The organism is Sinomonas atrocyanea (assembly GCF_001577305.1).
GTDB lineage: Bacteria > Actinomycetota > Actinomycetes > Actinomycetales > Micrococcaceae > Sinomonas > Sinomonas atrocyanea.
The window spans coordinates 2,792,058-2,815,054 of sequence record NZ_CP014518.1; the positions used below are offsets into that span (position 1 = coordinate 2,792,058).

A 22,997-nucleotide genomic window follows, 5' to 3' on the forward strand; every position below is an offset into this window, starting at 1 on the left:
CTGCGCTCCTGTCCGACTAGACCTTGAGATACCGACGCAGGGTCAGCATCGATGAGACGCCCGCGAGGACCACGCCCGTTCCGACGAGCAGGGGTGCGAGCATGAGGGTCTGGGACGGCGAGATGAACGCCGTCCCGGGGTACTGGGACGTCAGGACGTCGCCGAGGAAGAACTTGGCCACCGCCCAGAGCGTGCCGGAGGCGAGGACGGCGCCGATCACGGCCGCGATGGTCCCCTCCAGCACGAACGGGAGCTGGATCATGAGCTTGGACGCCCCGACGAGCCGCATGATCCCGGTCTCGCGGCGTCTGCTGAAGGCCGAGAGCCTGATGGTCGTGGCGATGAGGAGGATCGCGCAGACGATCATCACCCCTGCGATGACGATGGCGACGAGCGAGGCGGCGTTCATGACCGAGAAGAGCCGTTCGAGGACCTCGCGCTGGTCGCTGACGAGCCGGACGCCCGGGCGCGAGGAGAAGGTCTCGGAGATGATCTGGTACTTCTGCGGGTCCTTGAGGTTGACCCTGAAGGAGGCCGGGAGCTGGTCCGGGGTCACGGAGTCCACGATCGGGGAGTTCGCGAACTGCTCCCGGTAGTGCTGGTAGGCCTCGTTCTGGGACTCGAAGTGGTAGTCGGAGACGTACTGGGCGACCGCCGGCGAGGACAGCAGGGCCTCGAGCGCCTTGCGCTGGTCGTCCGTCACGGCGCCGGAGACGCAGCCGGGGGCCTTCGAGGTGCCGTTGCACAGGAAGATGGCCACCTGGACACGGTCGTACCAGTAGCCCTTCATCTGGTTGATCTGCAGCTGCAGCATGCCGGCGGCGCCGACGAACGTCAGCGAGACGAAGGTCACGAGGATGACCGAGACCACCATGGTCAGGTTCCGGCGCAGACCGCCTGCGATCTCGCCGAGGATGAAGGCGGCCCTCATGCGCGCTCTCCCCCGGTCGGGGCCACCGCGGGGATCATCGAGGTGTACAGGGCCTTGGCCTCGTCGCGGATCACCCTGCCGTCCACGAGCTCGATCACGCGCTTGCGCATCGAGTTGACGATGTCGGTGTCGTGGGTGGCCATCACCACGGTGGTGCCGTTCTGGTTGATCCGGTCGAGGACGGACATGATCCCCTGGCTCGTGGCCGGGTCGAGGTTGCCGGTCGGCTCGTCCGCGAGGAGGATCCCCGGGCGGTTCACGACGGCGCGGGCGATCGCCACGCGCTGCTGCTCGCCGCCGGAGAGCTCGTGCGGCATGCGGTGGCCCTTGCCCTCCAGGCCCACGGTCTTGAGCACTTCGGGCACGGCGTCGCGGATGATCGCCCGGCTGCGCCCGATCACCTGCATCGCGAAGGCGACGTTGGCGAACACCGTCTTCTGCGGGAGGAGCCGGAAGTCCTGGAACACGACGCCGATCCCGCGCCTCAGCCGCGGCACGCGCCAGCTCGGAAGCGAGGCCACGTTCTGCCCGGCGACCAGCACCGCGCCGCTCGTCGCCCGCTCCTCGCGCATGACGAGCCTGAGGAACGTGGACTTGCCGGACCCCGAGGCACCGACGAGGAAGGCGAACTCGCCGCGCTCGATCTCGAGGCTCACCGAGTCGAGTGCCGGGCGGGCCTTCCGGTCGTAGACCTTCGTGACATTGTCGAAGCGGATCATTGCTCTCAAACCCGTCGGGACGCACGCGTCCTGAGCCCGGCGCTCGGGCGAGGCTCGGAGGCAGGGGGCGCCGGCTGCTCGACTATAAGCACAAGGGCGGGACGTCCCGGGGTTCTCACCCCGGCGTGTCGGAGTCTCGGAGCGCGGCGGTCCCGGCCGCGAGCGGACCCCCGGCCAGCACGGCCCGCGCCACGGCGGCCGCGCCGTCGGCCGTCATGACGATCGTGTAGTGGTTCGTTCCGGGCACGTCGCGCACCTCGATCGCCGGATGCTCCTCGCGCACCCGGTCCATGACCTCGTCCGGGTAGAGGGGCGGAAGCTGGCCGAGGAGTCCGCGCTCGGCCCGCAGCAGGAGCGTGGGCACGCGCAGCCGGTCGAGGGCGCCGAGCAGGGACGCCCCGCCGTAGAGGTCGGCGTTGTCGTCGGCGAGCGCGGCCAGGGCCGTCGCGGGGCGGAGACGTGGCGCGGCCCCGTCGAGGTCGTAGCGGATGTACTCCTCGAACTCGGGCGTCCACGCTCCGGTGAACGCCGGGTGCGGCTCCCAGTAGTCGAGGTACGCCTCCGGGCTCGCGAACTCCATCCGCAGCCGCTCGGCGGCCGGTCCCAGGAGCGCCTGGAGCGCCTCCTCCGGGCTCATCCCGGGCGGCGGCGCGAGCGGGATGCCGCCGTCCACGAGGACGAGCCGCTCCACGAGCTCGGCGTGCCGGTCCGCGAGGACGAGGGACGCGAACGCGCCCATCGAGTGGCCCACGACGACGGCGGGCCGGTCCGCGTCGGCTCCCGCCGCGCGCAGCACGGCGGCCAGATCGTCGGCGTGCTGGGCCATGCCGTACGGGCCGGGCAGGGAGTTGCTGCGGCCGCGGCCGCGCAGGTCCGGGGCCACCACCCGGGCGACGCCGGGTGCGGAACCGGGCCCCTCGGCGTCGTCCGCGGAATCACCCTGCCCCGCTGCCGGCGGCACGAGCAGCTGGCGCGCCACGAACGGCCACGCGAGGTGCGAGGAGGTGACCCCGTGCACCGCGAGGACGGTCTGCCCGCCCTCGGCCCCCCTCCGGGACCACTCTCCGGCGCGCAGCGAACCGCCGCGCACCTCGACGTCGAAGGTGCGGTAGTCCAGGGTCTCACTCATGCGAGGCGTCCTCTCTCGGTCTGTCTGCTGGTGCCGGCGCGGGGGCCAGGCCGCGCTGGATGATGCCCATGAGCTCGTCGAGCACACGGTCCGGGATCTCCACGCGGGGCCCCCCGGCCCCGCGGTCCTCGGCCTCCCACAGGATGTACCGCATCCCGAAGAGCTCACCCATGCCCATGAGGGCCCACGCCGCGACCTCCGGGTCCACGGGGCGGACCTCGCCCGCCTCCTGGGCTGCGGCGAGGCCGTGCACGTAGCTGCGCACGATGTTCTCGTAGTGGCGCCGCTGGGCCGCGGGCGAGACGAACTCTGCCTGCCGGATGATCCGGTAAAGGGCGGGGTGCTCCGCCGTGAAGCGGAAGAACGCGCGGAACCCGGCCCGCTCCGCTTCCAGGCGCGTCCCCGCCGTGCGGGCCGCCTCGGTCATCGCGTGCCGGACGCGGGCATTGAGGTCGTCCACGACCTCGTCGAAGATCTCCTGCTTGCCGGCGAAGTAGAGGTAGAACGTGCCGAGGCCGATCCCCGCCTGCTCGGTGATCTTCACGATCGAGGCGTCGTGGTAGCCGGCGGAGGCGAAGACCTCCTCGGCGGCCGCGAGCAGCCTCGCCCTGGTCCTCGTGCCGCGCGCGGTGCGGGGCTGGGCGCTCATGCGCGCTCCCCCGCCGCGGTCCCTGCGCTGCGGGCGGACCCCTCGGTGCGGTCCCGCAGCCTCGCCCTGGCGACCTTGTGCAGGCCCGTGCGGGGCACCTCGTCGACGAACTCGACGGTGCGGGGCACCTTGAAGTGTGCGAGGACGCCGCGGAGGTGCTCGGTGAGCTCCTGGGCGTCGGTCGCCGCTCCCTGGCGGACGACGACGAAGGCAGCCCCCGTCTCACCCCAGCGCTCGTCGGGAGCTCCGACGACCGCCGCGTCCGCAACCGCCGGGTGCGCGAGCAGGGCCTGTTCGACCTCCGAGGGCGAGACGTTCTCCCCGCCCGAGATGTAGATGTCCTTGAGCCGGTCGACGACGCGCAGGAACCCGTCGCCGTCGCGCTCGACGACGTCCCCCGTGCGCAGCCAGCCGTCCACGAGGACCTCGGCCGTCGCGGCGGGGTCGTCGAGGTAGCCGGCGAACACGCCGGGCCCGCGCACCCACAGTTCGCCGCGTCCCCCGCCCTCGAGCTCCTCGCCCGTGGCCGGGTCGGCCACGGCGATCTCGACATGCGGATAGGGCGTCCCGGCGGAGCCCACGCGGCGCAGCGCCTCCTCGGGGGCCAGGCACAGCACGTTGGGGCCCGCCTCGGTCAGCCCGTACCCCTGGGTGAGCGCGACGCCGCGGGCGTGCCACGTGCGCAGCAGCGGCGCCGGCATGGGCGCCCCGCCGACCACCGCGCGGTCCAGGCTCGTCAGGTCGGCGCGCGCGAAGCCCGGATGCTGGGACAGCATCAGGTAGTGCGCCGGGACGCCCATCATGGTCGTGACCCTGCGCTGGGCGATGAGCTGCAGGACCCGGCCGGCGTCGAAGCCGCGCTCGAGGACCACCGTCGCGCCGGTCCACCACGCGAGCAGGGCATGGATGTTCCAGCCGCCCACGTGGAACTGCGGCATGATGCACAGCACCACGTCGTCGCGCCCGACCTCGACGGTGCGTGAGAACGAGAGGTTGGTCCAGAAGCAGTTGGCGTGGGTCAGCACGGCGGCCTTCGGCCGGCCCCCGGACGTGCCGGAGGTGAACACCGCGAGCAGCGGGTCGTCGTCGTCCACCCGGCGCCGCGGCACCGCCTCCCCTGCCCGCGGGAGCCCGCGCTCGATCCCGTCCCGGCCCGGCGCGGCGGTCCGCGGCGGCTGCGGCAGCAGCGCGGTCGCGGCGGCCCCGAGGGCGGCGTGCTCGGGCTCGATGACCAGGAGCGCGGGGGCGCACACGGCGAGCTGCTCGGCGAGCTCGGCGGGGGCGAGCCGCCACGAGAGCGGGACGAGCGTGAGGCCTGCCTTCGCGCAGGCGAAGAAGGCCACGACGTGGTCGGCGCTGTTGCCCGTGAGCGTCGCGATCCGCTGGCCGGCGGCGTACCCGGCGTCCGCGAAGGCGCCGGCGAGCGCGACGGCGCGCTGGTCGAGCTCCCGGTACGTGAGCGTCACGCCGCGGTCGTCGATCGCGATGCGCTCCGGCGTGCTGCGGGCACGGTCGGCCGTCCACCGTCCGAGGGTGTGCAGGCCGTCGGCGTCCTGTGCTCTCATGCATCCTCCAGTACTCGTTCGAGCCGTTCCTCCGGCTCGGGCGCGCGTGCGGCGCCGCGGCGGCGCGGCCGCAGTCTCGCGGCGGCGCCGGCGAGGCCGCCGGGAAGGAACACCACCACGAGGATGAACAGCGTACCGAGGATGAACAGGGGTTCGGACAGCGGGATCCTGAGCACCGGGGGCAGGTCCTTGACGGCGGCCGAACCCGCGAGCGCGGCCAGCCGCTGGTCGAGCAGCGTGTACAGCACGCCTCCGACCACAGCACCCCACCGCGACCCGACGCCGCCGAGCACCACCATGACCAGGAGGGTGATGGTGAAGTCCGAGGAGACCGAGCTCGGCACGGCGCCCGACTGCAGGAGCAGGAAGACCATGCCGGCCACCGCTGCCAGCGTCCCGCCCACCGTGAACACGATCAGCTTCGGCGCGAACGGTGCCAGCCCGAGCACCCGCGCCCTCAGCTCGTTCTCCCGGACGGCCTCGGCCACGTGGCCGGCGCGGCTGGACTGGATCCACAGCACGACCGCGTAGACCGCGACCAGTGCCGCGAGCGCGAGCCAGTAGAGGTTGCGCGTGTTGACCACGCCCACGAGGGCATCCGGCAGGTGCTCGGTGGACAGGCCCAGGCCCTCGTCGCCGCCCGTCGCGCCGCCCGGGTTGCGGCGCACGAGCACCGAACCAGCCTGGGCGAAGGCGAGCGTCACCATTGCGAACGGGATGCCCCCGACGCGCAGACTGATGCTCCCGACCGCGAGGGCGAGGGCGATGGCCAGCACGAGGGCCAGCAGCGCCGCGGGCACGAGGGGCAGCCCGAGGTGGCCGAGGATGACGGCGAGGCCGTACACCCCCGCGCCGAAGGAGAGGGCGTGGCCGAAGGAGAGCAGCCCGGCCGCGCCGAGCAGGAGGTGGTAGCTCAGCGCTGCCGCCGCCATGGCGAAGCACAGGGCGAGCAGCTGCAGCGATCCGGGCGTGTAGGTGGGGCCCGGGAGCACGCCCGGAAGGTCGATAGCGAAGAGCGGAAGCAGGGCCAGCGCCGCGACCACGGCCGCGCCTCCGGCAACCAGCCTCCACGGCGCGGCGCCGCGGCGCACGGGGGTCCGACGCCGCTGCCCCGCGCTCATGCCGCCGCCCCGAGGAGGCCGCGGGGGCGGACGAGCAGCACCACGGCGAGGGCGAGGACGACCACGAAATCACCGATCCCGAAGTAGAAGTTGGCGAACTGCTGGAGGACCGCGACCCCGACGGAGGCGATCGCGGCTCCGGTGAGCGAGCCGAGGCCGCCGATCACGGTGACGATGAACGCGAAGATCAGCAGCGAGCCGCCCAGCAGGGGCGAGACGTAGCCGAAGTAGTGGCTCGCGAGCACGCCGCCCAGGCCCGCGGCGGCGCCGCCGATCGCGAAGACGAGCGTGAAGGCCTTCCGCACGTCGATGCCGAGCGCGGTCACCATGGCCCGGTTCTCCACTCCGGCGCGGATGATCAGGCCGTAGCGGGTGCGCTTGAGGAAGACCACGAGCCCGGCGAGGACGAGGCCCGCGCAGACGATGGCCACGAACCTGTCGTTGGGGACTTTGGCGCCGAGGATGTCGGTCGTGTCCTTGAACCAGGCCGGGCCGCCGATGTAGACGGCGTCGGTGCCCCAGATCCCGTCGAACAGCGCCACGGTCGCGAGCGAGAGGCCCACCGTGACGAGCACCTGCTCGATGTGCCGGAGGTATAGCGGGCGGATGAGCGCGAGCTCGGTGACCGCCGCGACGGCGGCCCCGGCGGCCGCGCCCACGACGAGTGAGAGCAGGAAGGACCACCACGAGTCCGCGCCCAGCCGGCGCGCGGCCTCCCAGCCGAGGAAGGCCCCGAGCGTGAGGAACGAGCCGTGCGCGAAGTTCAGGACCCCCATGAGGCCGTAGATGAGGGACAGGCCCGAGGCCACGAGGAAGTAGAGGGCGCCGAGGCCCAGGCCGGTGACGAGCAGGAGGATGACGGTGCTCATCGGGCGGCCTCCCGGGCATCCCCGCCGACGCCGAGCAGGCGCCGGGTGAGCGGCTCGTCGTCGAGCAGCGCGCGGGCGTCGTCGGTCCGGTGCACGACCCGGCCGCCCGAGAGCACGACCGCCCCTGCGGCGAGCCGGCGGACCACCGCCAGGTTCTGCTCCACGAGCAGGATCGGGACGGTCTCGGCGGCGGCCTCGAGGGCGACGGCGACCTCCTGGACGACCTTGGGGGCGAGGCCCTTGGTCGGCTCGTCCACGAGGAGGATCCGGTTCTCGTTCAGCAGGGCCCGGGCCAGCGAGACCATCTGCTGCTGGCCGCCCGAGAGCGTCCCGGCCGCCTGCTGGGACCGGCGGACCAGGTCGGGGAACAGGTCCGCGACGAGGTCCCGGCGCTCCTTCGAGCCGCGCCCGCGGACCGAGAGCTGGAGGTTCTCCTGCACGGTGAGCTTGGAGAACACCTCGCGGTCCTCGGGCACGTAGCCCACCCCGAGCTGGACGATCCGGTGGGTCGGCTGCCCGTCGATCCGCTCGCCGGCCAGGGTGACCCGCCCTCGGCGGCCGATGAGGCCGAGGACGGCCTTGAGGGTGCTCGTCTTGCCCACGCCGTTGCGGCCCAGCAGGGCCGTCACGCCCCGGTCGGGGACGGCGAACCCCACGTCCTCGACCACCTGCTGTCCGCCCACGTGGGCCGAGAGCCCCTCGATCTCGAGCACGGCGCTCATACGGGCTCCCCCAGGTACGCGGCCTGCACGGTGTCGTCGGCCATGACGGCGTCCGGGGTGCCGATGGCCAGCAGCCGCCCGTGGTGCATCACCGCGACGCGGTCTACGAGCCCGAGGACCACGTCCATGTGGTGCTCGACCATGAGCACGGTGGTCCCGCGGTCACGATGGAGGCCCCGGATCACCTCGGTCAGCGCGCCGACGTCCCCCGAGCCGACGCCCGCCATGGGCTCGTCGAGCAGGACCACGCTCGGGTCGGTCGCGAGCATCATCGCGATCTCCACCTTCCTCTTGTCTCCGTGGGAGAGGTCCTGCGCCCGCAGCCCCTCCTTGTCGGCGAGCCCCACCTCGGCGAGCCTCTCACGCGCACGGCGGGTGGCGGCGTCGTGCGTCCGCGGGAAGGCGAGGACCGAGAGCGAGCCGCCGAGCCGTGCCTGGGCGGCGAGGCGGACGTTCTCGAGCACGGTGAGGGCGCCGAACAGGCTGGACGTCTGGAACGTGCGGCCCAGGCCGGCCTTGGCCCGCCGGTGCACCGGGAGGCCGGTGACGTCCCGGCCGTCGAGGAGCACGCGGCCCGCGGTGGGCCGGGCGAGGCCGGAGAGGACGTTGAACAGGGTGGTCTTGCCCGCGCCGTTGGGGCCGATCACCCCGAGCATCTCCCCGCGGGCGACGGCGAAGCCGACCTCGGAGAGGATGCTCGCGCCCCCGATCGCGAGCCCGAGGCCCTCCACCGCGAGGGCAGGACGCCCCGGGCCCGCTGCCACGCTTCTCAGCCCTTCTTCTCGGCCGGGGCCACGGCCTCGGCCGGGACGGTCTTGACCAGCTGCGGCGTCCAGGCGCCGTCCTTCTGGACGAGCTTGGCCTGGTACATCGGCTGGACGAGCACGTGGTCGGAGGCGCGGACGCTCTCCTTGCCCTTGGGGCCGTCGAACGAGTAGCCCTCGAGGCCCTTGACCATGTCGTCGACGTTCGCCCCGGCCTTGACGGCCTGGACGATCATCTGGCCGGCCACGAAGCCGTCGGGGGTGAAGAGGTCGGGCTTGGCCCCGGCGGCCTCGACGTCCTTGACCATCTCCTGCTCGACCGCGTTGTTGCCGCCGGCGCCCGGGAAGTAGTGGCTGAGGAAGCTGATCTTGCCGCTCGCCGCGCCGTAGGCGGAGAAGGTGGAGGCGTCGCCGAGGCCGGTGACGACGGGGGCGGCGTCGAAGACGCCCTGCTGGCTCAGCGACTGCCACATGGCCCCGCTCGTGGCGCCGGCCCACGCAACGAAGGTCATCGCGGGCTTGGCGTCGATGATCTGGCGCGCGAACGGGGTGAACTCGGTGGCGTCCTCGGGCACGAGGACCTGCTGCACGGTGGCGCCCTTGGCGCCCAGGACCGCCTTGACGGCCGCGACGTTGCCCTGGCCGAAGGCGTTGTTCTGGGCGAAGACCACGATCTTCTTGCCCTGGAGGTTGTCCACGAAGGTGCCCGCGGTGGCCACGTCCTGGAGCGACTGGCGCCCGGAGCGGAACGTGTACTTGTTGACGCCCTGGAGCGCGTCGGTGGCCGCGGGCCCGGAGATGTAGAGGACCTTGTTCTGCTCCGCCTGCTGGGCCAGCTTGAGGGCGACGCCGGAGGCGACCGTGCCGGCGAGGATCTTGTAGTCCTTGCCGATGAGGTCCTTGGCCTCGGCGACGGCCTTGTCCGGATCGCCCGCGTCATCCTGGTAGGTCAGGTTCAGGGTCGCGTTGCCCACCTTGCCGGTGCCGCCCGTCGCGTACTTGATCCCGGCCTGGAGGCCCTGGTAGTACGCCGCGCCGTAGGCGGCGAGGGGGCCGGTCTTCGAGTAGACGATGCCGACGTTGACCGTGCGCGCCGAGTCCGAGCCGCTGGCGGCGCTGGACGTGCTCGGGGCGCAGCCCGTCGCGGCGAGACCTGTGGCCAGGGAGGCGGTGAGGAGGAACTTCGTCGTTGCCTTCACGCGGGTGCCTTTCATACGGGTGCTTCGGGGGTGGCTCCGGCGAGCGCGCCGGAACCTGAAAGGTGATTCAGGTTACAGAAAACGTACGACGGCGGCGGGTCGCCGTCAAGGGGCCCCTCCCCTCGCCTCCCCCTCCCGCGACGTCATCCCGCCGGAGCGCGACGTCGCCCCTGGGAGCGCACACAGAAAGGGCCCGGGGCCTCCGTCAGGAGGCTCCGGGCCCGGGCGACTCTGGGGTCGCTCTAGCTCTCGGCGTGCTGGCGCTGCCCCGCGCGCCAGCGGATGCCGGCATCGATGAAGTCGTCGATGTCGCCGTCGAGGACCGCGGCCGTGTTGCCGACCTCGTGGTCCGTGCGCAGGTCCTTGACCATCTGGTACGGGTTGAGCACGTACGAGCGCATCTGGTCGCCCCAGGACGCCTTGACGTCGCCGGCGAGGGCCTTCTTCTCGGCGTCCTCCTGCTCCTTCTTCAGCAGCAGGAGCCGGGACTGCAGGACGCGCATGGCGGCGGCCCGGTTCTGGATCTGGGACTTCTCGTTCTGCATCGAGACCACGAGGCCGGTGGGGATGTGCGTGAGCCGCACAGCCGAGTCGGTCGTGTTGACGGACTGGCCGCCCGGGCCCGAGGACCTGAAGACGTCGACCCGGATCTCGTTGTCCGGGATGTCGATGTGGTCGGTCTGCTCGATGAGGGGGATGACCTCGACGGCCGCGAAGGACGTCTGGCGGCGCCCCTGGTTGTCGAAGGGGCTGATCCTCACGAGGCGGTGCGTGCCGGCCTCGACCGAGAGCGTGCCGTAGGCGTACGGGGCGTTGACCTCGAAGGTGGCGGACTTGAGGCCGGCCTCTTCCGCGTAGGAGGTGTCCATGACCTTGGTCGAGTAGCCGCGCCGCTCGGCCCAGCGGAGGTACATGCGCATGAGCATCTCGGCGAAGTCAGCCGCATCGACGCCGCCCGCGCCGGCGCGGATCGTCACGACGGCCTCGCGCTCGTCGTACTCGCCGTTGAGGAGCGTGACGACCTCGAGGTCCTCGAGGGCCCTGCTGATCGAGCCGAGCTCCTTGGACGCCTCGGCAAGGGTCTCGGCGTCGCCCTCTTCCTTGGCCAGCTCTACGAGGACCTCGAGGTCGTCGATGCGCTCCCCGAGCTTCTCGACCCGCTCGAGCTCCGACTGCCGGTGGGACAGCCTGGACGTGACCTGCTGGGCCTTCGAGGGGTCGTCCCACAGGTCCGGGACGCCGGCGGCCTCGCTCAGCTCGGCGATCTCGGCCCGCAGCGAGTCGACGTCCGTGACCTGCTCGATGGAGGCGTGGGTGGCCCGGAGGGCGCGGATCTCTGCGGGAAAGTCGATGTCAGCCATATCCATCCAAGATTACGCCATGAGCGCGGCGTGCCCGCGCGGCTCAGTACCCGGGGGCAGCGGACATCAGGAAGTACTGCTCGAGGGTCGGCACACCCCAGGAGCGCATCTGGGCGGCGGCATTGGTGCCCACGTACCGCAGGTGCCAGGGCTCGAAAGTGTACCCGGTGATCCCCTGGAACCCGTCGGGATAGCGGACGATGAACCCGTACCTCCACGCATTGGCCGCTGCGAACCTCCCCGCGGGGGTGTCGCGGAAGCACGCCTGCAGGCCGCAGTCGGCACCGGGGTTGCCGATGTCCATGGCGAGCCCGGTCTGGTGCTCGCTGAACCCTGGGCGCGCCGAGATCGTGTCGGCATAGGCTTGGCCGTACCACGCCACGTACGAGGCGTAGAGCGTCGCCTGGTCGCTGTAGGAGCGGTACCCGCTCACGGTCGTGATCTGCACCCCGGCCGCGGCGGCGTCGCCGATCATCCTGCGGAGCGCGGCCGCCGCATCTGCACGCATCAGCTGGGTCCCGACCCAGCTCAAGGAAGGCGGTGCGTAGGAGAGCGGGCTGAGGGGATGGCGCTTGTTGACCGCCACGAGAGGGTTCCAGTCCCACAGGCTGTACGACATCGGCGCGGTGGGATTCCACGTGATCTGGCCGCCCCAGAAGCTCTGCGTGCACCGTCCCGAGCACACCTCGGCCGAGGTCGGATAGCCGAACGGCCCGTTCTCCCACCCGTACGACGCCCAGTACGCGCCGATCGCTCCCCACACCGGGTTCGTTCCGAAGGCCGGGGACCAGTAGACCTTCCCGCCCTGGAAGTCCTGGTAGCAGCCCCCTCCGCGCAGCCCGCAGTGCTCTCCGCCGACCGCGTAGCCGAGGTGTCCGGTCTCCCAGCCGAGCGTCGCGTAGCGCTGCAGGATGGCGCCCCACACCGGGTTGGCCCCGGATGCGGGAGACCAGTAGACCTTCCCGCCCTGGAAGTCCTGGTAGCAGCCGCCTCCGCGCAGCCCGCAGTGCTCCTCGCCGAGGGGGTACCCGAGCTGGCCGGCCTCCCACCCGAGCCCTGCCCACCTCGCCTCGATGCCTCCCCAGGTCGCGTGGGCGCCGCTGGCCGGGGAGTAGTGGATGCTTCCGCCCTGATAGTGACGGACGCAGCCGTTGTCCCTGAGTCCGCAGCGCCCGGCATCGGTGGGGCTCCCGAGCCGGCCGGCGCTGCCTCCGAGCCGCTGGTAGGCGGCGCTGATGGCGCCGCCGTCGTCCAGTGCGGCTGCGGGCGAGGCTCCGAGGGCGCCGGCGAGGAGGACCGCGGCGATGAGTGCCGCGCACCTGCGGAGGAAAGTGGTCATGACGCCCCCTGGTCCCGGGCCGGCTGCCGCCGTGGTCCGCCCGTCATCTTCCCGCATCGTAGGGCTGCCCCTGCCGGCCGACAAGGGACCAGGGGCCCGGCCGGCCTCATCTCAGCAGCCTCGCCCTCGCGCTCGAGGTAGCCCGGATCGGGACCCCGTCGGGCAGGATGACGCTGACCACCGGGATGCGCGCGACGGCCGTCAGCGTCACGGTGGCCGTGCGGCCGTCCGGGCTCCCGGTCGCTGCCGCCACGGACAGGCCTTCGAACCGGGCCGCGGAGCCGTCGCGTGCGAGGTAGGACGCCGCCACTGCCCGCACCCTCTCCGGTGCGAGCACCGCAGCGGGCGGCCCCTCCCCGGCGGTGTCCGCGACGGTGAAGCTGTCGGCGGCGGCCACCGCGGCGCCGTCGGCCGCCGAGAGCAGCTTCTTGAACTCGAGGTGCACGGCCGAGACTGCGATCACGGTGGTGGCCACGAGGAGGCACAGCGCGGTGAACCCGATGATCAGCACCGTCAGCTGCCCGGACTCGTCTGCCGCACGCCTGCGCCGCCTGCAGCGCACGACGGCGGGCGCCCACCCGGTCATCGGAACCTCCCCACGATCTGCGTGGCGGACGCGTCGATCCGCCCGACGGTGAGCCCGAACGCGTTCGTCACCGGGCTGAACGGCAGGGGGACATCGACGTGCACCCTGGCGCGGACCGCCGTGCCGGCCTCGAGGCACGGAGTGCGGTCGCAGGTGACTTCGAGGCGGGCGGACCGCTCGGTGAGCCCGAAGTCTGCCAGGGCCACGCGCACCGAGGCCTCGGCCGCCGCACGGGCCGAGGCCTCGTCCGCCGCCTGGGCGAACGTCTTGGCTGCATGGTCCGCGGCACCGGCCGCGGCGAACGAGGCGCCCTGGAGCGCGGCGACGGTGATGACGAAGTAGACGACGGGAACCAGGAGGAGCACGCCGAGGAAGACGAACTCGACGACGGCGCTCCCGCCCTCCCCCCGCGCGGCACCGCGCAGGCGCCCGGCCCCGTCACTGCAGCGGCGCATGGCCCACAACCTCCATCGTCCCGGCTGGCCCGATCAGGCCGATGACGGGGATCGGCGCGACCACGCGCACCTCGAGGGTGCGCACCCCCGAGTCCTCGGACTGCCCCACTGTGACGCGCGCCGCGTACTCGGCTCCCACCGCCCCCGTGATGAGGTCGGTGGCGCGCTGCCGGGCGTCGGCCGGCGTCCGGTCGCCGAGCGTCCCGTACCGGGCACCGGAGGCAGCAGCGTCGACGAGCACGTTGCGCACATGGAGGACGAGGGCAAGCTGGACGACGGCGAGCGCCAGGGCGGTCAGCAGTCCCCCGACCATGACGAAATCCGCCACGGCGGAGCCGCGCTCGTCGCCCGCGCCCCCGCGCAGGGCCGGGGCCATGCCTACCTGCTGACCCGGCTGATGGCTTGGTTGAACAGTCCTTCCAGGGCGGGGCCGGCCACGGCGAGGAGGCCCATGACGAGGACGGCAGACATGAGCGTGATCATGACCCAGCCCGGTACGTCCCCGCGCTCTCTGGAGCCGTAGGCGAGGCGCTGTGGCAGCGCCGCGAAGAGCATGGACAGCGCGATGCCCGCGCGCATGAGAGCGCTCCTGCGGATGGTCGGTTTCATGTCGGTTCCCTTTCCCCCGATCGGGTGCTGCGTGAGTGGTATGGGTGGATGGTCAGAAGTCCAGGGTGATGGCGGCGATGCCCGGATAGACCGCGAAGACCACGGTCAGGGGAAGGACTCCGAAGACCAGGGGCACCATCATCCCGATCTCCTTCTTCCCGGCGGCCTCCATGAGTTCCCGTTTGGCCAGGTCGCGCACGTCCTGCGCCTGGGCGCGGAGGACGTCGGCCAGTGGTGTGCCGCGTTCGATCGCGACGACCAGGCCGTCGACGAAGCGCGAGATGGGGGCGAGGTCCACGCGGTCGCCCATGGCCTCCAGTGCCCCGACAAGTGGCGTGCCCGAGCGGGTGTCGGCGAGCACCGCCGCGAACTCGCGTGCGAGCTCGCCACGGGAGACCCGTGCCGTGCGGTCCAGCGCTCCCGCCGCTGTCTCCCCCGCGCCGACGGCCAGGGCCATCATGTCGGCGACGGAGGGGAACTCCGCGAGGATGCGCTGCTTGCGCCTGCTGACGGCCAGGCCGAGAAGGTAGTCACGCGCCATGAACCCGGCGGCCGTGGCCGCCAGGACCATGAGGACGGCGAAGAGGGCGTTGAGCCTCCCGGAGAACGCCGCGGCGGCCGATCCGAGGGTGGCCAGCACGAAGCTGGCGCCCGCCCAGAGGAGCTGCTCCGCCCTGAAGTCGACGGGGTTCTTGGGCGAGCCTGCCTGCGCGAGCCGGCGGGCGAGGGCCGCATTTCCGAGGTTCAGCCGGCCGAGCGAGCCCACGGCGTCGTGCAGGAGTGGGCGGAGGATCTGCTCGAGCGGCCCGAACGGCGTGACGTTCGCCTCGGCGTCCTGCAGGAGGCGGGAACGCCGCTCTGCCGAGCGCAGCTGGGGTGCAACCCGTTCGCTGAAGGTGGTCCGCCGCATCACCGGGAGCCGCACGAAGGCCAGCCAGAGGCCCACACCGCCGGTGGCGCCGGCGAGCACGGCCAGCGCCGTCGTGGCGCTCATCGGAGCACCCGCTCTTCTTCGGGAAGCGCCGCGATGCGGAGCATGAGCCGGTAGCACAGCGCGGAGACCCCGAGTCCGACGATGAGCACCGCGAGTCCTGTGGGCCGGGCATAGGCAGCCATGGCCTCGGGCCTCGTCGACATCAGCAGCAGCACGATCCACGGGGCCGCTACCGCGAGGCGGGCGGCGTTGACCGTCCAGGACTGGCGCGCCTCGAGCTCGCTGCGGGTCCGGGCACTCTCCCGGAGGAACTCGGACAGGGTTCCCAGCAGTCGGCCGAGGTCAGAGCCGCCGACCTCGCGCGTGAGCCGGAGCGCCTCGACGATCCGGTCCGCGACCGGGTCGCCCAGACGGTCCTTGAGCCGGTCGAGCGCGAGTGAAAAGCTGCCGCCCGAGCGGTAGTCCGCGGCGAAGTCGAGGAAGACGCCGCGGAGGGGCTCGGGACCCTTGTAGCCGAGCTGCATGAGCGCTTCGGGCAGCGACAGGCCGGCACGGATCGCGGAGCGGAGGTGGTCCACGACGTCGGGCCACAGCTCTCGCAGGACCGCGGAGCGGCGCTTCGCCTGCCAGCGCACGAGGCCCACGGGCAGGCCGGCGGCGAAGATCCCGAAGCACAGCGCCACGGGGGCTGCAGCCGTCACCACGAAGAACGCCAGGGCCACGAATCCGCCCAGCCCCGCGCTCGAGAGGACGAGCCCTGCCGGCGAGACCCGTTCGAGGCCGGCCTGCGCGATGAGCCGCCGCAGCCGTCCGGGTGGCTTGGGCTCGGACGACCGGACCGGCAGCGGCCAGAACGACCACCAGATGAGGAAGAGGCCGATCCCGCCGGCGAGCCCCACCGCCGCCGCCATCAGGCGGCCTCCAGGAGCTGGAGCACGTCGATGCCCGCACGCTCGAACTTCTCGGTGGCCGGGACGCCGGTGGGGCGCGCCCGCAGCACGCCGTCGGCGTCGAGCGCGAAGACGGAGGACGTCTCGATGATGCCGCCCTCGACCCGTTGTCCCACCGCGAGGATCTCGGTGACGCGACGCCGTCCGCTGGCCTGGCGGCCGCAGTGCACCACAAGGTCGATGCAGGCGGCGACCGTCGGCACGACGAAGGATGACGAGATGTTGGCCCCAGCGAGCAGCGGCAGGGTGCAGAGCTTGGTGACCGCGTCCGCCGCGGAGTTGGCGTGGATCGTGCACATGCCCGGCAGCCCCGAGTTGAGGGCGATCAGCATGTCGAGGCTCTCCGCCTCGCGGACCTCGCCGACGACGAGCCGGTCCGGCCGCATCCGCAGGGCCTCCTTGACCAGTCGACGGAGCGGGATCTCGCCGCTGCCCTCGAGGTTGGGCTGGCGGCACTGGAGGCCGACGACGTCGCGCAGCGGGAACTGCAGCTCGAAGATCTCCTCGACCGTGACCACCCGCTCACGCGAGCCAATCGCGGCGCCGAGACAGTTGAGCATGGTCGTCTTGCCTGCCTGGGTGGCGCCCGAGACGAGGATGTTCAGGCCGCCGGCCACGGCGGCCGAGAGGAACCTGGCGGCCTGGTGGCTGAGCGAGCCGAGCTCGACGAGGTGTTCGAGCCGGCTCGCCTTCACGACGAATTTGCGGATGTTCACCGCCCAGTGGCGTCGGGTCACGTCCGGGATGACGACGTGCAGGCGCGAGCCGTCGGGCAGCGCCGCGTCGACGAAGGGACTGGAGAGGTCGAGGCGCCGGCCCGAGGACTTGAGCATCCGTTCGACCAGATCGCGCACTTCCTGGTCGGAGAGGGTGGTCCCGGTGAGCTCGGACTCGCCGTCCCTGGCCACATAGACCTCGTGCGGGGCGTTGAGCCAGATCTCCTCGATGGTCGGGTCATCGAGGAACGGCTGGAGTGGGCCGAAGCCGGCGACCGCGTCGAAGAGCGCTCTCCGGGCGGCATCGAGCGGGCCGAGCGGCGGCACCGCGCCGAGGAGCGCGCGCTCGTCGTAGTCCACCACTGCCGCGTCGATGAGGCGCCGGACCTCGCCGGCCTCCCGCAGCGGATCGAGGCCGCGGAGCCTGATGAGCTCCCTGACCTCCCCTTCGACCATGCGCAGAGCATCCACAGACTTCCCCCCCCGGGTGCGCCCTTCGCGCCGGGCCCCTACCCGGCAGCAGCCTCAGCCTAACGGATCCTGTAAACCGCCGTCCCGCGAGGAGGGTGCCCTGTGGACAACTCCCCGTTCACCGGGAATCTCCTCCGTCCCGCTCGTCCAGCGGGTAGGTGCGGAGGCGGTCGGTCCAGGGGGTGGGGTGGAAGCCGGTGGCCTCGATCTTGGCCAGGTCCAGGGTGGAGCGCAGGGGCCGTGGTGCGGCGGACCTGTCGGTGAAGTACTCGGTGGTGGAGACGCGGTGGACGCGGGCGGGATCGGTGCCGGCGGCGGCGAAGACGTCCGCGGCGACGTCGGCCCAACTGGCCTCGGGGCCGGCGCCGGTGAGGTTGTAGGTCCCGTAGGGGGCGCGGTCCTCGAGCAGGTGGCGGATGCCGGCGGCGAGGTCGGCGGTGAAGGTCGGCCGTCCGATCTGGTCGTCCACCACGGAGGGCTCCACGCCTCTGCGGGCGAGGTCGGCCATGGTGGCCACGAAGTTGCGGCCCTCGCCGATGACCCATGAGGTGCGCACGATGTAGTGCCGGGGCACGACGGAGACCACGGCGTCGCCGGCGGCCTTGGTCTGCCCGTAGACGCCCAGGGGGGAGAACGGCTCGTCCTCGGTGTGGAGGGCCTCGGCGCCGTCGAAGACGTAGTCGCTGGAGACGTGGACGAGGGTCAGGCCGTGCCCGACGGCGACCTGTGCCAGCCGGGTGAGCGCGCCGACGTTGACGGCCCAGGCCGCGCGGCGGCCCTCGGGGGTCTCGGCCGCGTCGACCCGGGTGTAGGCGGCGGCGTTGATGACCGCGGTGTAGTCCTTCCAGTTCCGTGCGCGGAAGGAGGCCGGGTCGGCGAGGTCGAACTCGCCCCGGGAGGCGAACTCCACGTGCGCGGCGCCGTCGTACTCCGCCCTCAGCGCCCGCCCGAGCTGGCCGTCCGCTCCCAGGACCAGGACCTTGCGCGGCCGCATGGGCGTGACCTCGGCCAGGCGCGGGTGTGCCCGGTCCTTCTCGGACAGCTCGGCCCGCTCCAGCGGGATCGGCCACGGGACCGCGACGGTCTCGTCGGCGAGGTTGAGGAAGGTGTACTCCCCCTGCGCGGCGGCGGACCAGTGGTCGTTGACGAGGTAGGTGTAGGCGGTGGCGTCCTCGAGGGTCTGGAAGGCGTTGCCGACCCCGCGCGGGACGAAGATGGCCCTGGACGGGTCGAGCTCGGCGGTGAAGACGGTCCCGAAGCTCGGGCCTTCGCGCAGGTCGACCCACGCGCCGAAGACCCGCCCGGTGGCCACGGAGATGAACTTGTCCCATGGCTCGGCGTGGATGCCGCGGGTGGTGCCGGCCTTGGCGTTGAAGGAGATGTTGTTCTGCACCGGGGCGAAGTCGGGCAGCCCGAGGGCGGCCATCTTCTCCCGCTGCCAGTTCTCCTTGAACCAGCCCCGGCTGTCCCCGTGGACCGGGAGGTCGAACAGCACCACGCCCGGGATCGGCGTCCCGTGCGCGGCGAGCTGCCTGGAGAACTCGATGCCGTCCCCCGGCGCGGTCACTGGCCCTGCTCCTGGTACCTGGCCTCGGTGGCGGACTTCTGCGGCCGCCACCAGGCCTCGTGGTCGCGGTACCACTGGACCGTGGCCGCCAGCCCGGCCTCGAAGTCGCCGTAGCGGGGGCGCCAGCCCAGCTCGGTGCGCAGCTTCGTGGAGTCGATCGCGTACCGAAGGTCGTGGCCCGGGCGATCGACCACCTTCTCGTACGCGTCGGGGGCCTGGCCCATCTCCTTCAGGATCAGCTCCACGACGCTCCTGTTGTCCTTCTCACCGTCGGCCCCGATGAGGTAGGTCTGCCCGATCCGCCCCCTCTCCAGGATGGCCAGGACCGCGGAGGAGTGGTCGTCCGCGTGGATCCAGTCGCGCACGTTCCGGCCCTCGCCGTAGAGCTTGGGCCGCACCCCGTCGATCACGTTGGTGATCTGGCGCGGGATGAACTTCTCCACGTGCTGGTACGGGCCGTAGTTGTTCGAGCAGTTGCTGATCGTCGCCTGCAGGCCGAAGGACCGGACCCAGGCCCGCACCAGCAGGTCCGAGCCGGCCTTCGTGGACGAGTACGGGCTCGAGGGGTTGTAGGGCGTCTGCTCGGTGAACCGCTCCGCGTCCTCCAGGGCCAGGTCGCCGTACACCTCGTCGGTGGAGATGTGGTGGAACCGCGTCCCGTGCCGCCGCGCGGCCTCGATCAGCGTGTACGTGCCGATGATGTTGGTCTCGAGGAACGGCCTCGGATCATGGAGGGAATTGTCATTGTGGCTCTCCGCCGCGTAATGCACCACCGCGTCGACCGACCCGACAAGCTCCTCGACCAGCGCAGCATCCGCGATGTCGCCCCTGACGAAGCGGAAACGCGCCCCCGGCAGACCCCGCAGCGAATCCAGATTCCCCGCATACGTGAGCTTGTCCAGCACCGTCACGTCATAATCCGTGTGCCGCAGAACAAAGTGGACGAAGTTCGAGCCGATAAAACCGGCACCCCCAGTGACGAGCAATCGCATGAAATGAATCTAACGGTTGGGAAAGCCCGCAGGAACAGACATGATGTCCCCCATGAAGGGAATCATCCTGGCCGGGGGAACAGGGTCCAGACTCCACCCCATCACGCTCGGCGTCAGCAAGCAGCTTGTCCCCGTCTACGACAAGCCCATGATCTACTACCCGCTCTCCACCCTCCTGCTGGCAGGAATCCGGGACATCCTCGTCATCACCACCCCCGACGACGCCGCGCACTTCCGCCGGCTCCTCGGCGACGGGGCCGACTTCGGGGTCTCGATCACCTACGTCCAGCAGCCCTCCCCCGACGGCCTCGCCCAGGCCTTCCTCCTCGGCGAGGACCACATCGGCAACGACACCGTCGCCCTCGTGCTCGGCGACAACATCTTCTACGGCCCCGGCATGGGCGCCCAGCTGCGCCGCCACCAGGACATCGACGGCGCCGCCGTCTTCGGCTACTGGGTCAAGGACCCCAGCGCCTACGGCGTCGTCGAATTCGACCACACCGGGCGCGCAGTCTCGCTCGAGGAGAAGCCCGCCTCCCCCAAGTCCAACTACGCCGTCCCCGGGCTCTACTTCTACGACAACGACGTCGTCGCCATCGCCAAGTCCCTCAGGCCCTCCGCCCGCGGCGAGCTCGAGATCACCGACGTCAACCGCACCTACCTCGACGCCGGAACCCTGCAGGTCGAGGTCCTCCCCCGCGGCACCGCATGGCTGGACACCGGGACCTTCGCCGACCTCAACGACGCCTCCAACTTCATCCGCACCATCGAGAACCGCCAAGGACTCAAGATCGGCGCCCCCGAAGAGATCGCCTGGCGCCAGGGCTTCCTCACCGACGACGAGCTCCGCGCCCGCGCCACCAAACTCGCCAAGAGCGGATACGGCACCTACCTCCTCGGCCTCCTGGGCGGCTGACCACCGGCTCCCGCCCGCGGCCCGAGGACGCAGAGTTATCTGCACTATCATTATTCACACTGGCCACGCAATTCACTTCAACCACATCTGTGTTAGGCTCGCCGAGCGCCCCGGAGTCCTGGACTCCTGAAGCTCTTGGAGATAGTCATGCTGCACACGTTGTGGACCAGCCGCCGGAACCGGGTCCTCCCGGCGACCGCCGCGAGCGCAGTCCTCGCCGTCGGATTCCTTCTCGGCCCGCTCCAGCCGGCACTCGCCGACAACGCGCAGCCGACCTCGCCCGCCACGCCCAGCCCGGCCTCCACAGCGCCGGCCCAGACCGCGCCGTCGTCCGGGACCGGCGCGACGCCCTCGGCGCCGCCGTCGGTCGTGCCCAGCCCCGCGCCGTCGTCCGTCCCGCCCACAAAGCCCGGCACCCGCGATCCCGAGGACGCGGGCAAGGATCCATCGGCGCGGGCCGCCATGCGGTCCCTGATCGGGCCCGGGGCCAAGATGGGGCAGGCCAACCCGCAGTCAAAGAACAAGGGCGGGAACAACGCCCGCGGCATGGGCGTGCCGAGCCTGCTCCCCGGAGCATGGCAGCCCTCCTGGGGGATCTCCGGCGTCGACGTCAGCGCCTACCAGTCGAGCCTCGACTGGGGCAGCATGTACAGCCAGGGCGTCCGGTTTGCCTACGTGAAGGCGTCGGAGGGCAACTACTACACCAACAGCCAGTTCTCCTCGCAGTACTTCGGATCCCAGAGCGCCGGCATGATCCGCGGCGCGTACCACTTCGCGATCCCCAACTGGTCCTCCGGCGCGGACCAGGCCAACTACTTCGTCAGCAACGGCGGCGGCTGGACGCCCGACGGCATCACCCTGCCTCCCGTGCTCGACATCGAGTACAACCCGTACGCGGGCCAGACCATCAACGGCGTCTACATGGGCGACACGTGCTACAGCATGAACGCCTCCCAGATGGTCGGGTGGATCAACGACTTCTCGAACACCGTCCTGAACCTCACCGGCCGCCGGCCGATGATCTACTCCACGAGCGACTGGTGGTCCCGCTGCACCGGGAACTCCGCAGGCTTCTCGAACAACCCGCTGTGGATCGCCGCGTACAACACCTCGGGGCCGGGCACCCTGCCCGCGAGCTGGGGCAACTTCAGCGTCTGGCAGTACAGCTCGAGCGGGCCGTACCCCGGCGACTCCAACGTCTGGAACGGCGACTACTCGGGGCTCCAGCGCTTCGCGACCTACGGCGACACCGATCCGAGCGCGTCGATGGGAGCGGCAGCCAGCGCCTACACGGGCCTGGGCGGCCAGACCTCAGGGATCGCGTGCGGACTGAAGAACGGCGGCTGCTACCAGTTCTTCCAGAATGGGGCGCTCAACTGGAGCTCCGCCACGGGGGCACGGCCCACCTACTACGGACCGGTCCGCACGGCCTGGGCCAACAGCGGCTATGAGAACGGCGCCCTCGGCTATCCCACCACTGACCAGACCTGCGGGCAGCTCAATGGCGGCTGCTACCAGATGTTCCAGGGCGGAGCCATCAGCTACAGCCCGGCCACCGGCGCCCAGCTGAGCCTGTACGGGCCGATCCGTGATGCGTGGGGCGCGAACGGCTTCGAGCGGGGCATCCTCGGCTACCCGACCACCGGCAAGATCTGCGGCCAGCTCAACGGCGGCTGCTACCAGATGTTCCAGGGCGGCGGCATCAACTGGACGTCGGCGACCGGCGCCCAACTGAGCATCTACGGCCCCATCCGCGATGCCTGGGGCGCCAGCGGCTTCGAGAACGGCCCCCTCGGCTACCCCACCACCGGGAAGATCTGCGGCCAGGTCAACGGCGGCTGCTACCAGATGTTCCAGGGCGGCGGCATCAACTGGACGTCGGCGACCGGAGCCCAGCTGAGCATCTACGGCCCCATCCGCAACGCATGGGGGGCCAACGGCTTCGAGAACGGCATCCTGGGCTACCCGACCACCGGGAAGATCTGCGGCCAGGTCAACGGCGGCTGCTACCAGATGTTCCAGGGCGGCGGCATCAACTACAGCCCCGCCACCGGCGCGCAGCTGAGCACCTGGGGCGCCATCCGCAACGCGTGGGCCGCGACCGGCTTCCAGGACGGGCGGATGGGCTACCCGACCTCGAGCGGCGACACCTGCGGACTGCTCAACGGCGGCTGCTACCAGATGTTCCAGGGCGGCGGCATCGTCTGGAGCCCCGCCACCGGCGCGCAGCTGAGCACGTGGGGGGCGATCCGCACGGCGTGGGCGAACCTCGGGTTCCAGAACAGCCGGCTGGGCTACCCCACGACCGGGGAGATCTGCTCGTCGTCGAGCTCGTGCTACCAGAAGTACCAGGGCGGGACGATCAGCTGGACCGCGACCGGAGGGGCCGTCGTCGCCTACTCCTGAACGGGTACTCCTGAGCGGGTAGGCTGG

At 71.5% G+C, this 22,997-nt stretch carries 23 protein-coding genes; 2 read left to right on the forward strand and 21 right to left on the reverse strand.

Annotated elements, in window-relative coordinates:
• Positions 1 to 16: 16 nt before the first annotated feature.
• The 21 genes from ftsX to rfbB form a co-directional block, all read right to left on the reverse strand.
• Entirely contained in the window at positions 17 to 931 is a 915-nt protein-coding gene (gene ftsX, locus SA2016_RS12860) for a permease-like cell division protein FtsX (RefSeq protein ID WP_066498666.1), read from the reverse strand.
• Positions 928 to 1,650 carry a cell division ATP-binding protein FtsE gene (gene ftsE, locus SA2016_RS12865; protein ID WP_066498667.1) on the reverse strand — a complete coding sequence of 241 codons (723 nt, stop codon included), beginning with the start codon at positions 1,648 to 1,650 and terminating at the stop codon, positions 928 to 930. The genes ftsX and ftsE overlap by 4 nt, the downstream gene beginning before the upstream one ends.
• A gap of 115 nt (positions 1,651 to 1,765) precedes the next feature.
• Positions 1,766 to 2,779: an alpha/beta fold hydrolase gene (locus SA2016_RS12870; RefSeq protein ID WP_066498668.1), complete on the reverse strand. Its 1,014-nt coding sequence runs from the start codon at positions 2,777 to 2,779 to the stop codon at positions 1,766 to 1,768.
• Positions 2,772 to 3,428 (reverse strand): TetR/AcrR family transcriptional regulator, encoded by a 657-nt coding sequence (locus SA2016_RS12875; protein WP_066498670.1) that lies wholly within the window; start codon positions 3,426 to 3,428, stop codon positions 2,772 to 2,774. The genes SA2016_RS12870 and SA2016_RS12875 overlap by 8 nt, the downstream gene beginning before the upstream one ends.
• Complete coding sequence (locus SA2016_RS12880; RefSeq protein WP_066498672.1) at positions 3,425 to 4,993, reverse strand: AMP-binding protein; 1,569 nt, start codon at positions 4,991 to 4,993, stop codon at positions 3,425 to 3,427. Before SA2016_RS12880 ends, SA2016_RS12875 begins: the two co-directional genes overlap by 4 nt.
• Complete coding sequence (locus SA2016_RS12885; protein WP_066498676.1) at positions 4,990 to 6,114, reverse strand: branched-chain amino acid ABC transporter permease; 1,125 nt, start codon at positions 6,112 to 6,114, stop codon at positions 4,990 to 4,992. Before SA2016_RS12885 ends, SA2016_RS12880 begins: the two co-directional genes overlap by 4 nt.
• Complete coding sequence (locus SA2016_RS12890) at positions 6,111 to 6,983, reverse strand: branched-chain amino acid ABC transporter permease (protein WP_066498680.1); 873 nt, start codon at positions 6,981 to 6,983, stop codon at positions 6,111 to 6,113. Before SA2016_RS12890 ends, SA2016_RS12885 begins: the two co-directional genes overlap by 4 nt.
• Entirely contained in the window at positions 6,980 to 7,705 is a 726-nt protein-coding gene (locus SA2016_RS12895; protein ID WP_066498684.1) for an ABC transporter ATP-binding protein, read from the reverse strand. The genes SA2016_RS12890 and SA2016_RS12895 overlap by 4 nt, the downstream gene beginning before the upstream one ends.
• Positions 7,702 to 8,469: an ABC transporter ATP-binding protein gene (locus SA2016_RS12900; protein WP_066498689.1), complete on the reverse strand. Its 768-nt coding sequence runs from the start codon at positions 8,467 to 8,469 to the stop codon at positions 7,702 to 7,704. Before SA2016_RS12900 ends, SA2016_RS12895 begins: the two co-directional genes overlap by 4 nt.
• Before the next feature lie 5 nt (positions 8,470 to 8,474).
• A complete protein-coding gene (locus SA2016_RS12905; protein WP_066498692.1) occupies positions 8,475 to 9,668 on the reverse strand; it encodes a substrate-binding domain-containing protein in 1,194 nt (397 codons plus the stop codon).
• 242 nt (positions 9,669 to 9,910) lie between these two features.
• Positions 9,911 to 11,029, reverse strand: a complete 1,119-nt coding sequence (gene prfB / locus SA2016_RS12910; protein ID WP_066498695.1) for a peptide chain release factor 2 — start codon at positions 11,027 to 11,029, stop codon at positions 9,911 to 9,913.
• A gap of 43 nt (positions 11,030 to 11,072) precedes the next feature.
• Complete coding sequence (locus SA2016_RS12915) at positions 11,073 to 12,368, reverse strand: D-alanyl-D-alanine carboxypeptidase family protein (protein ID WP_066498698.1); 1,296 nt, start codon at positions 12,366 to 12,368, stop codon at positions 11,073 to 11,075.
• A gap of 106 nt (positions 12,369 to 12,474) precedes the next feature.
• A complete protein-coding gene (locus SA2016_RS12920) occupies positions 12,475 to 12,954 on the reverse strand; it encodes a pilus assembly protein TadG-related protein (RefSeq protein ID WP_229710750.1) in 480 nt (159 codons plus the stop codon).
• Complete coding sequence (locus tag SA2016_RS21470) at positions 12,951 to 13,409, reverse strand: hypothetical protein (protein ID WP_066498700.1); 459 nt, start codon at positions 13,407 to 13,409, stop codon at positions 12,951 to 12,953. The genes SA2016_RS12920 and SA2016_RS21470 overlap by 4 nt, the downstream gene beginning before the upstream one ends.
• Positions 13,393 to 13,785, reverse strand: coding sequence for a TadE/TadG family type IV pilus assembly protein (locus SA2016_RS12930; RefSeq protein ID WP_066498701.1), 393 nt, complete (start codon positions 13,783 to 13,785; stop codon positions 13,393 to 13,395). Before SA2016_RS12930 ends, SA2016_RS21470 begins: the two co-directional genes overlap by 17 nt.
• Positions 13,786 to 13,787: 2 nt before the next feature.
• Entirely contained in the window at positions 13,788 to 14,018 is a 231-nt protein-coding gene (locus SA2016_RS12935) for a hypothetical protein (RefSeq protein ID WP_174835351.1), read from the reverse strand.
• A 52-nt stretch (positions 14,019 to 14,070) separates the two neighbouring features.
• The gene (locus tag SA2016_RS12940) at positions 14,071 to 15,012 is read right to left on the reverse strand and encodes a type II secretion system F family protein (RefSeq protein ID WP_066498705.1); all 942 of its coding nucleotides are present in this window, start codon (positions 15,010 to 15,012) and stop codon (positions 14,071 to 14,073) included.
• A complete protein-coding gene (locus SA2016_RS12945) occupies positions 15,009 to 15,863 on the reverse strand; it encodes a type II secretion system F family protein (RefSeq protein WP_066498707.1) in 855 nt (284 codons plus the stop codon). The genes SA2016_RS12940 and SA2016_RS12945 overlap by 4 nt, the downstream gene beginning before the upstream one ends.
• Positions 15,863 to 17,089, reverse strand: coding sequence for a TadA family conjugal transfer-associated ATPase (locus SA2016_RS12950; protein ID WP_066498709.1), 1,227 nt, complete (start codon positions 17,087 to 17,089; stop codon positions 15,863 to 15,865). The genes SA2016_RS12945 and SA2016_RS12950 overlap by 1 nt, the downstream gene beginning before the upstream one ends.
• Positions 17,090 to 17,207: 118 nt before the next feature.
• Positions 17,208 to 18,656, reverse strand: coding sequence for a sugar nucleotide-binding protein (locus tag SA2016_RS12955; RefSeq protein WP_229710749.1), 1,449 nt, complete (start codon positions 18,654 to 18,656; stop codon positions 17,208 to 17,210).
• Positions 18,653 to 19,648, reverse strand: a complete 996-nt coding sequence (rfbB, locus tag SA2016_RS12960) for a dTDP-glucose 4,6-dehydratase (RefSeq protein WP_066498710.1) — start codon at positions 19,646 to 19,648, stop codon at positions 18,653 to 18,655. The genes SA2016_RS12955 and rfbB overlap by 4 nt, the downstream gene beginning before the upstream one ends.
• Positions 19,649 to 19,700: 52 nt before the next feature.
• On the opposite strand from rfbB, the gene rfbA reads away from it, so the two are divergent.
• Together rfbA and SA2016_RS12970 are read left to right on the forward strand one after the other, a co-directional pair.
• Positions 19,701 to 20,564: a glucose-1-phosphate thymidylyltransferase RfbA gene (rfbA, locus tag SA2016_RS12965; protein ID WP_066502518.1), complete on the forward strand. Its 864-nt coding sequence runs from the start codon at positions 19,701 to 19,703 to the stop codon at positions 20,562 to 20,564.
• A 147-nt stretch (positions 20,565 to 20,711) separates the two neighbouring features.
• Entirely contained in the window at positions 20,712 to 22,970 is a 2,259-nt protein-coding gene (locus SA2016_RS12970) for a GH25 family lysozyme (RefSeq protein WP_066498714.1), read from the forward strand.
• Positions 22,971 to 22,997: the final 27 nt, after the last annotated feature.

Coding starts and splice junctions, on each gene's coding strand:
- ftsE (WP_066498667.1), bottom strand. CDS start 1,650: ATGATCCGCTTCGACAATGTCACGAAGGTCTACGACCGGAAGGCCCGC.
- SA2016_RS21470 (WP_066498700.1), bottom strand. CDS start 13,409: ATGCGCCGCTGCAGTGACGGGGCCGGGCGCCTGCGCGGTGCCGCGCGG.
- rfbA (WP_066502518.1), top strand. CDS start 19,701: ATGAAGGGAATCATCCTGGCCGGGGGAACAGGGTCCAGACTCCACCCC.
- SA2016_RS12935 (WP_174835351.1), bottom strand. CDS start 14,018: ATGAAACCGACCATCCGCAGGAGCGCTCTCATGCGCGCGGGCATCGCG.
- SA2016_RS12880 (WP_066498672.1), bottom strand. CDS start 4,993: ATGAGAGCACAGGACGCCGACGGCCTGCACACCCTCGGACGGTGGACG.
- SA2016_RS12870 (WP_066498668.1), bottom strand. CDS start 2,779: ATGAGTGAGACCCTGGACTACCGCACCTTCGACGTCGAGGTGCGCGGC.
- SA2016_RS12930 (WP_066498701.1), bottom strand. CDS start 13,785: ATGGCCCCGGCCCTGCGCGGGGGCGCGGGCGACGAGCGCGGCTCCGCC.
- prfB (WP_066498695.1), bottom strand. CDS start 11,029: ATGGCTGACATCGACTTTCCCGCAGAGATCCGCGCCCTCCGGGCCACC.
- SA2016_RS12875 (WP_066498670.1), bottom strand. CDS start 3,428: ATGAGCGCCCAGCCCCGCACCGCGCGCGGCACGAGGACCAGGGCGAGG.
- SA2016_RS12940 (WP_066498705.1), bottom strand. CDS start 15,012: ATGAGCGCCACGACGGCGCTGGCCGTGCTCGCCGGCGCCACCGGCGGT.
- SA2016_RS12945 (WP_066498707.1), bottom strand. CDS start 15,863: ATGGCGGCGGCGGTGGGGCTCGCCGGCGGGATCGGCCTCTTCCTCATC.
- SA2016_RS12920 (WP_229710750.1), bottom strand. CDS start 12,954: ATGACCGGGTGGGCGCCCGCCGTCGTGCGCTGCAGGCGGCGCAGGCGT.
- SA2016_RS12970 (WP_066498714.1), top strand. CDS start 20,712: ATGCTGCACACGTTGTGGACCAGCCGCCGGAACCGGGTCCTCCCGGCG.
- SA2016_RS12890 (WP_066498680.1), bottom strand. CDS start 6,983: ATGAGCACCGTCATCCTCCTGCTCGTCACCGGCCTGGGCCTCGGCGCC.
- SA2016_RS12895 (WP_066498684.1), bottom strand. CDS start 7,705: ATGAGCGCCGTGCTCGAGATCGAGGGGCTCTCGGCCCACGTGGGCGGA.
- ftsX (WP_066498666.1), bottom strand. CDS start 931: ATGAGGGCCGCCTTCATCCTCGGCGAGATCGCAGGCGGTCTGCGCCGG.
- rfbB (WP_066498710.1), bottom strand. CDS start 19,648: ATGCGATTGCTCGTCACTGGGGGTGCCGGTTTTATCGGCTCGAACTTC.
- SA2016_RS12915 (WP_066498698.1), bottom strand. CDS start 12,368: ATGACCACTTTCCTCCGCAGGTGCGCGGCACTCATCGCCGCGGTCCTC.
- SA2016_RS12885 (WP_066498676.1), bottom strand. CDS start 6,114: ATGAGCGCGGGGCAGCGGCGTCGGACCCCCGTGCGCCGCGGCGCCGCG.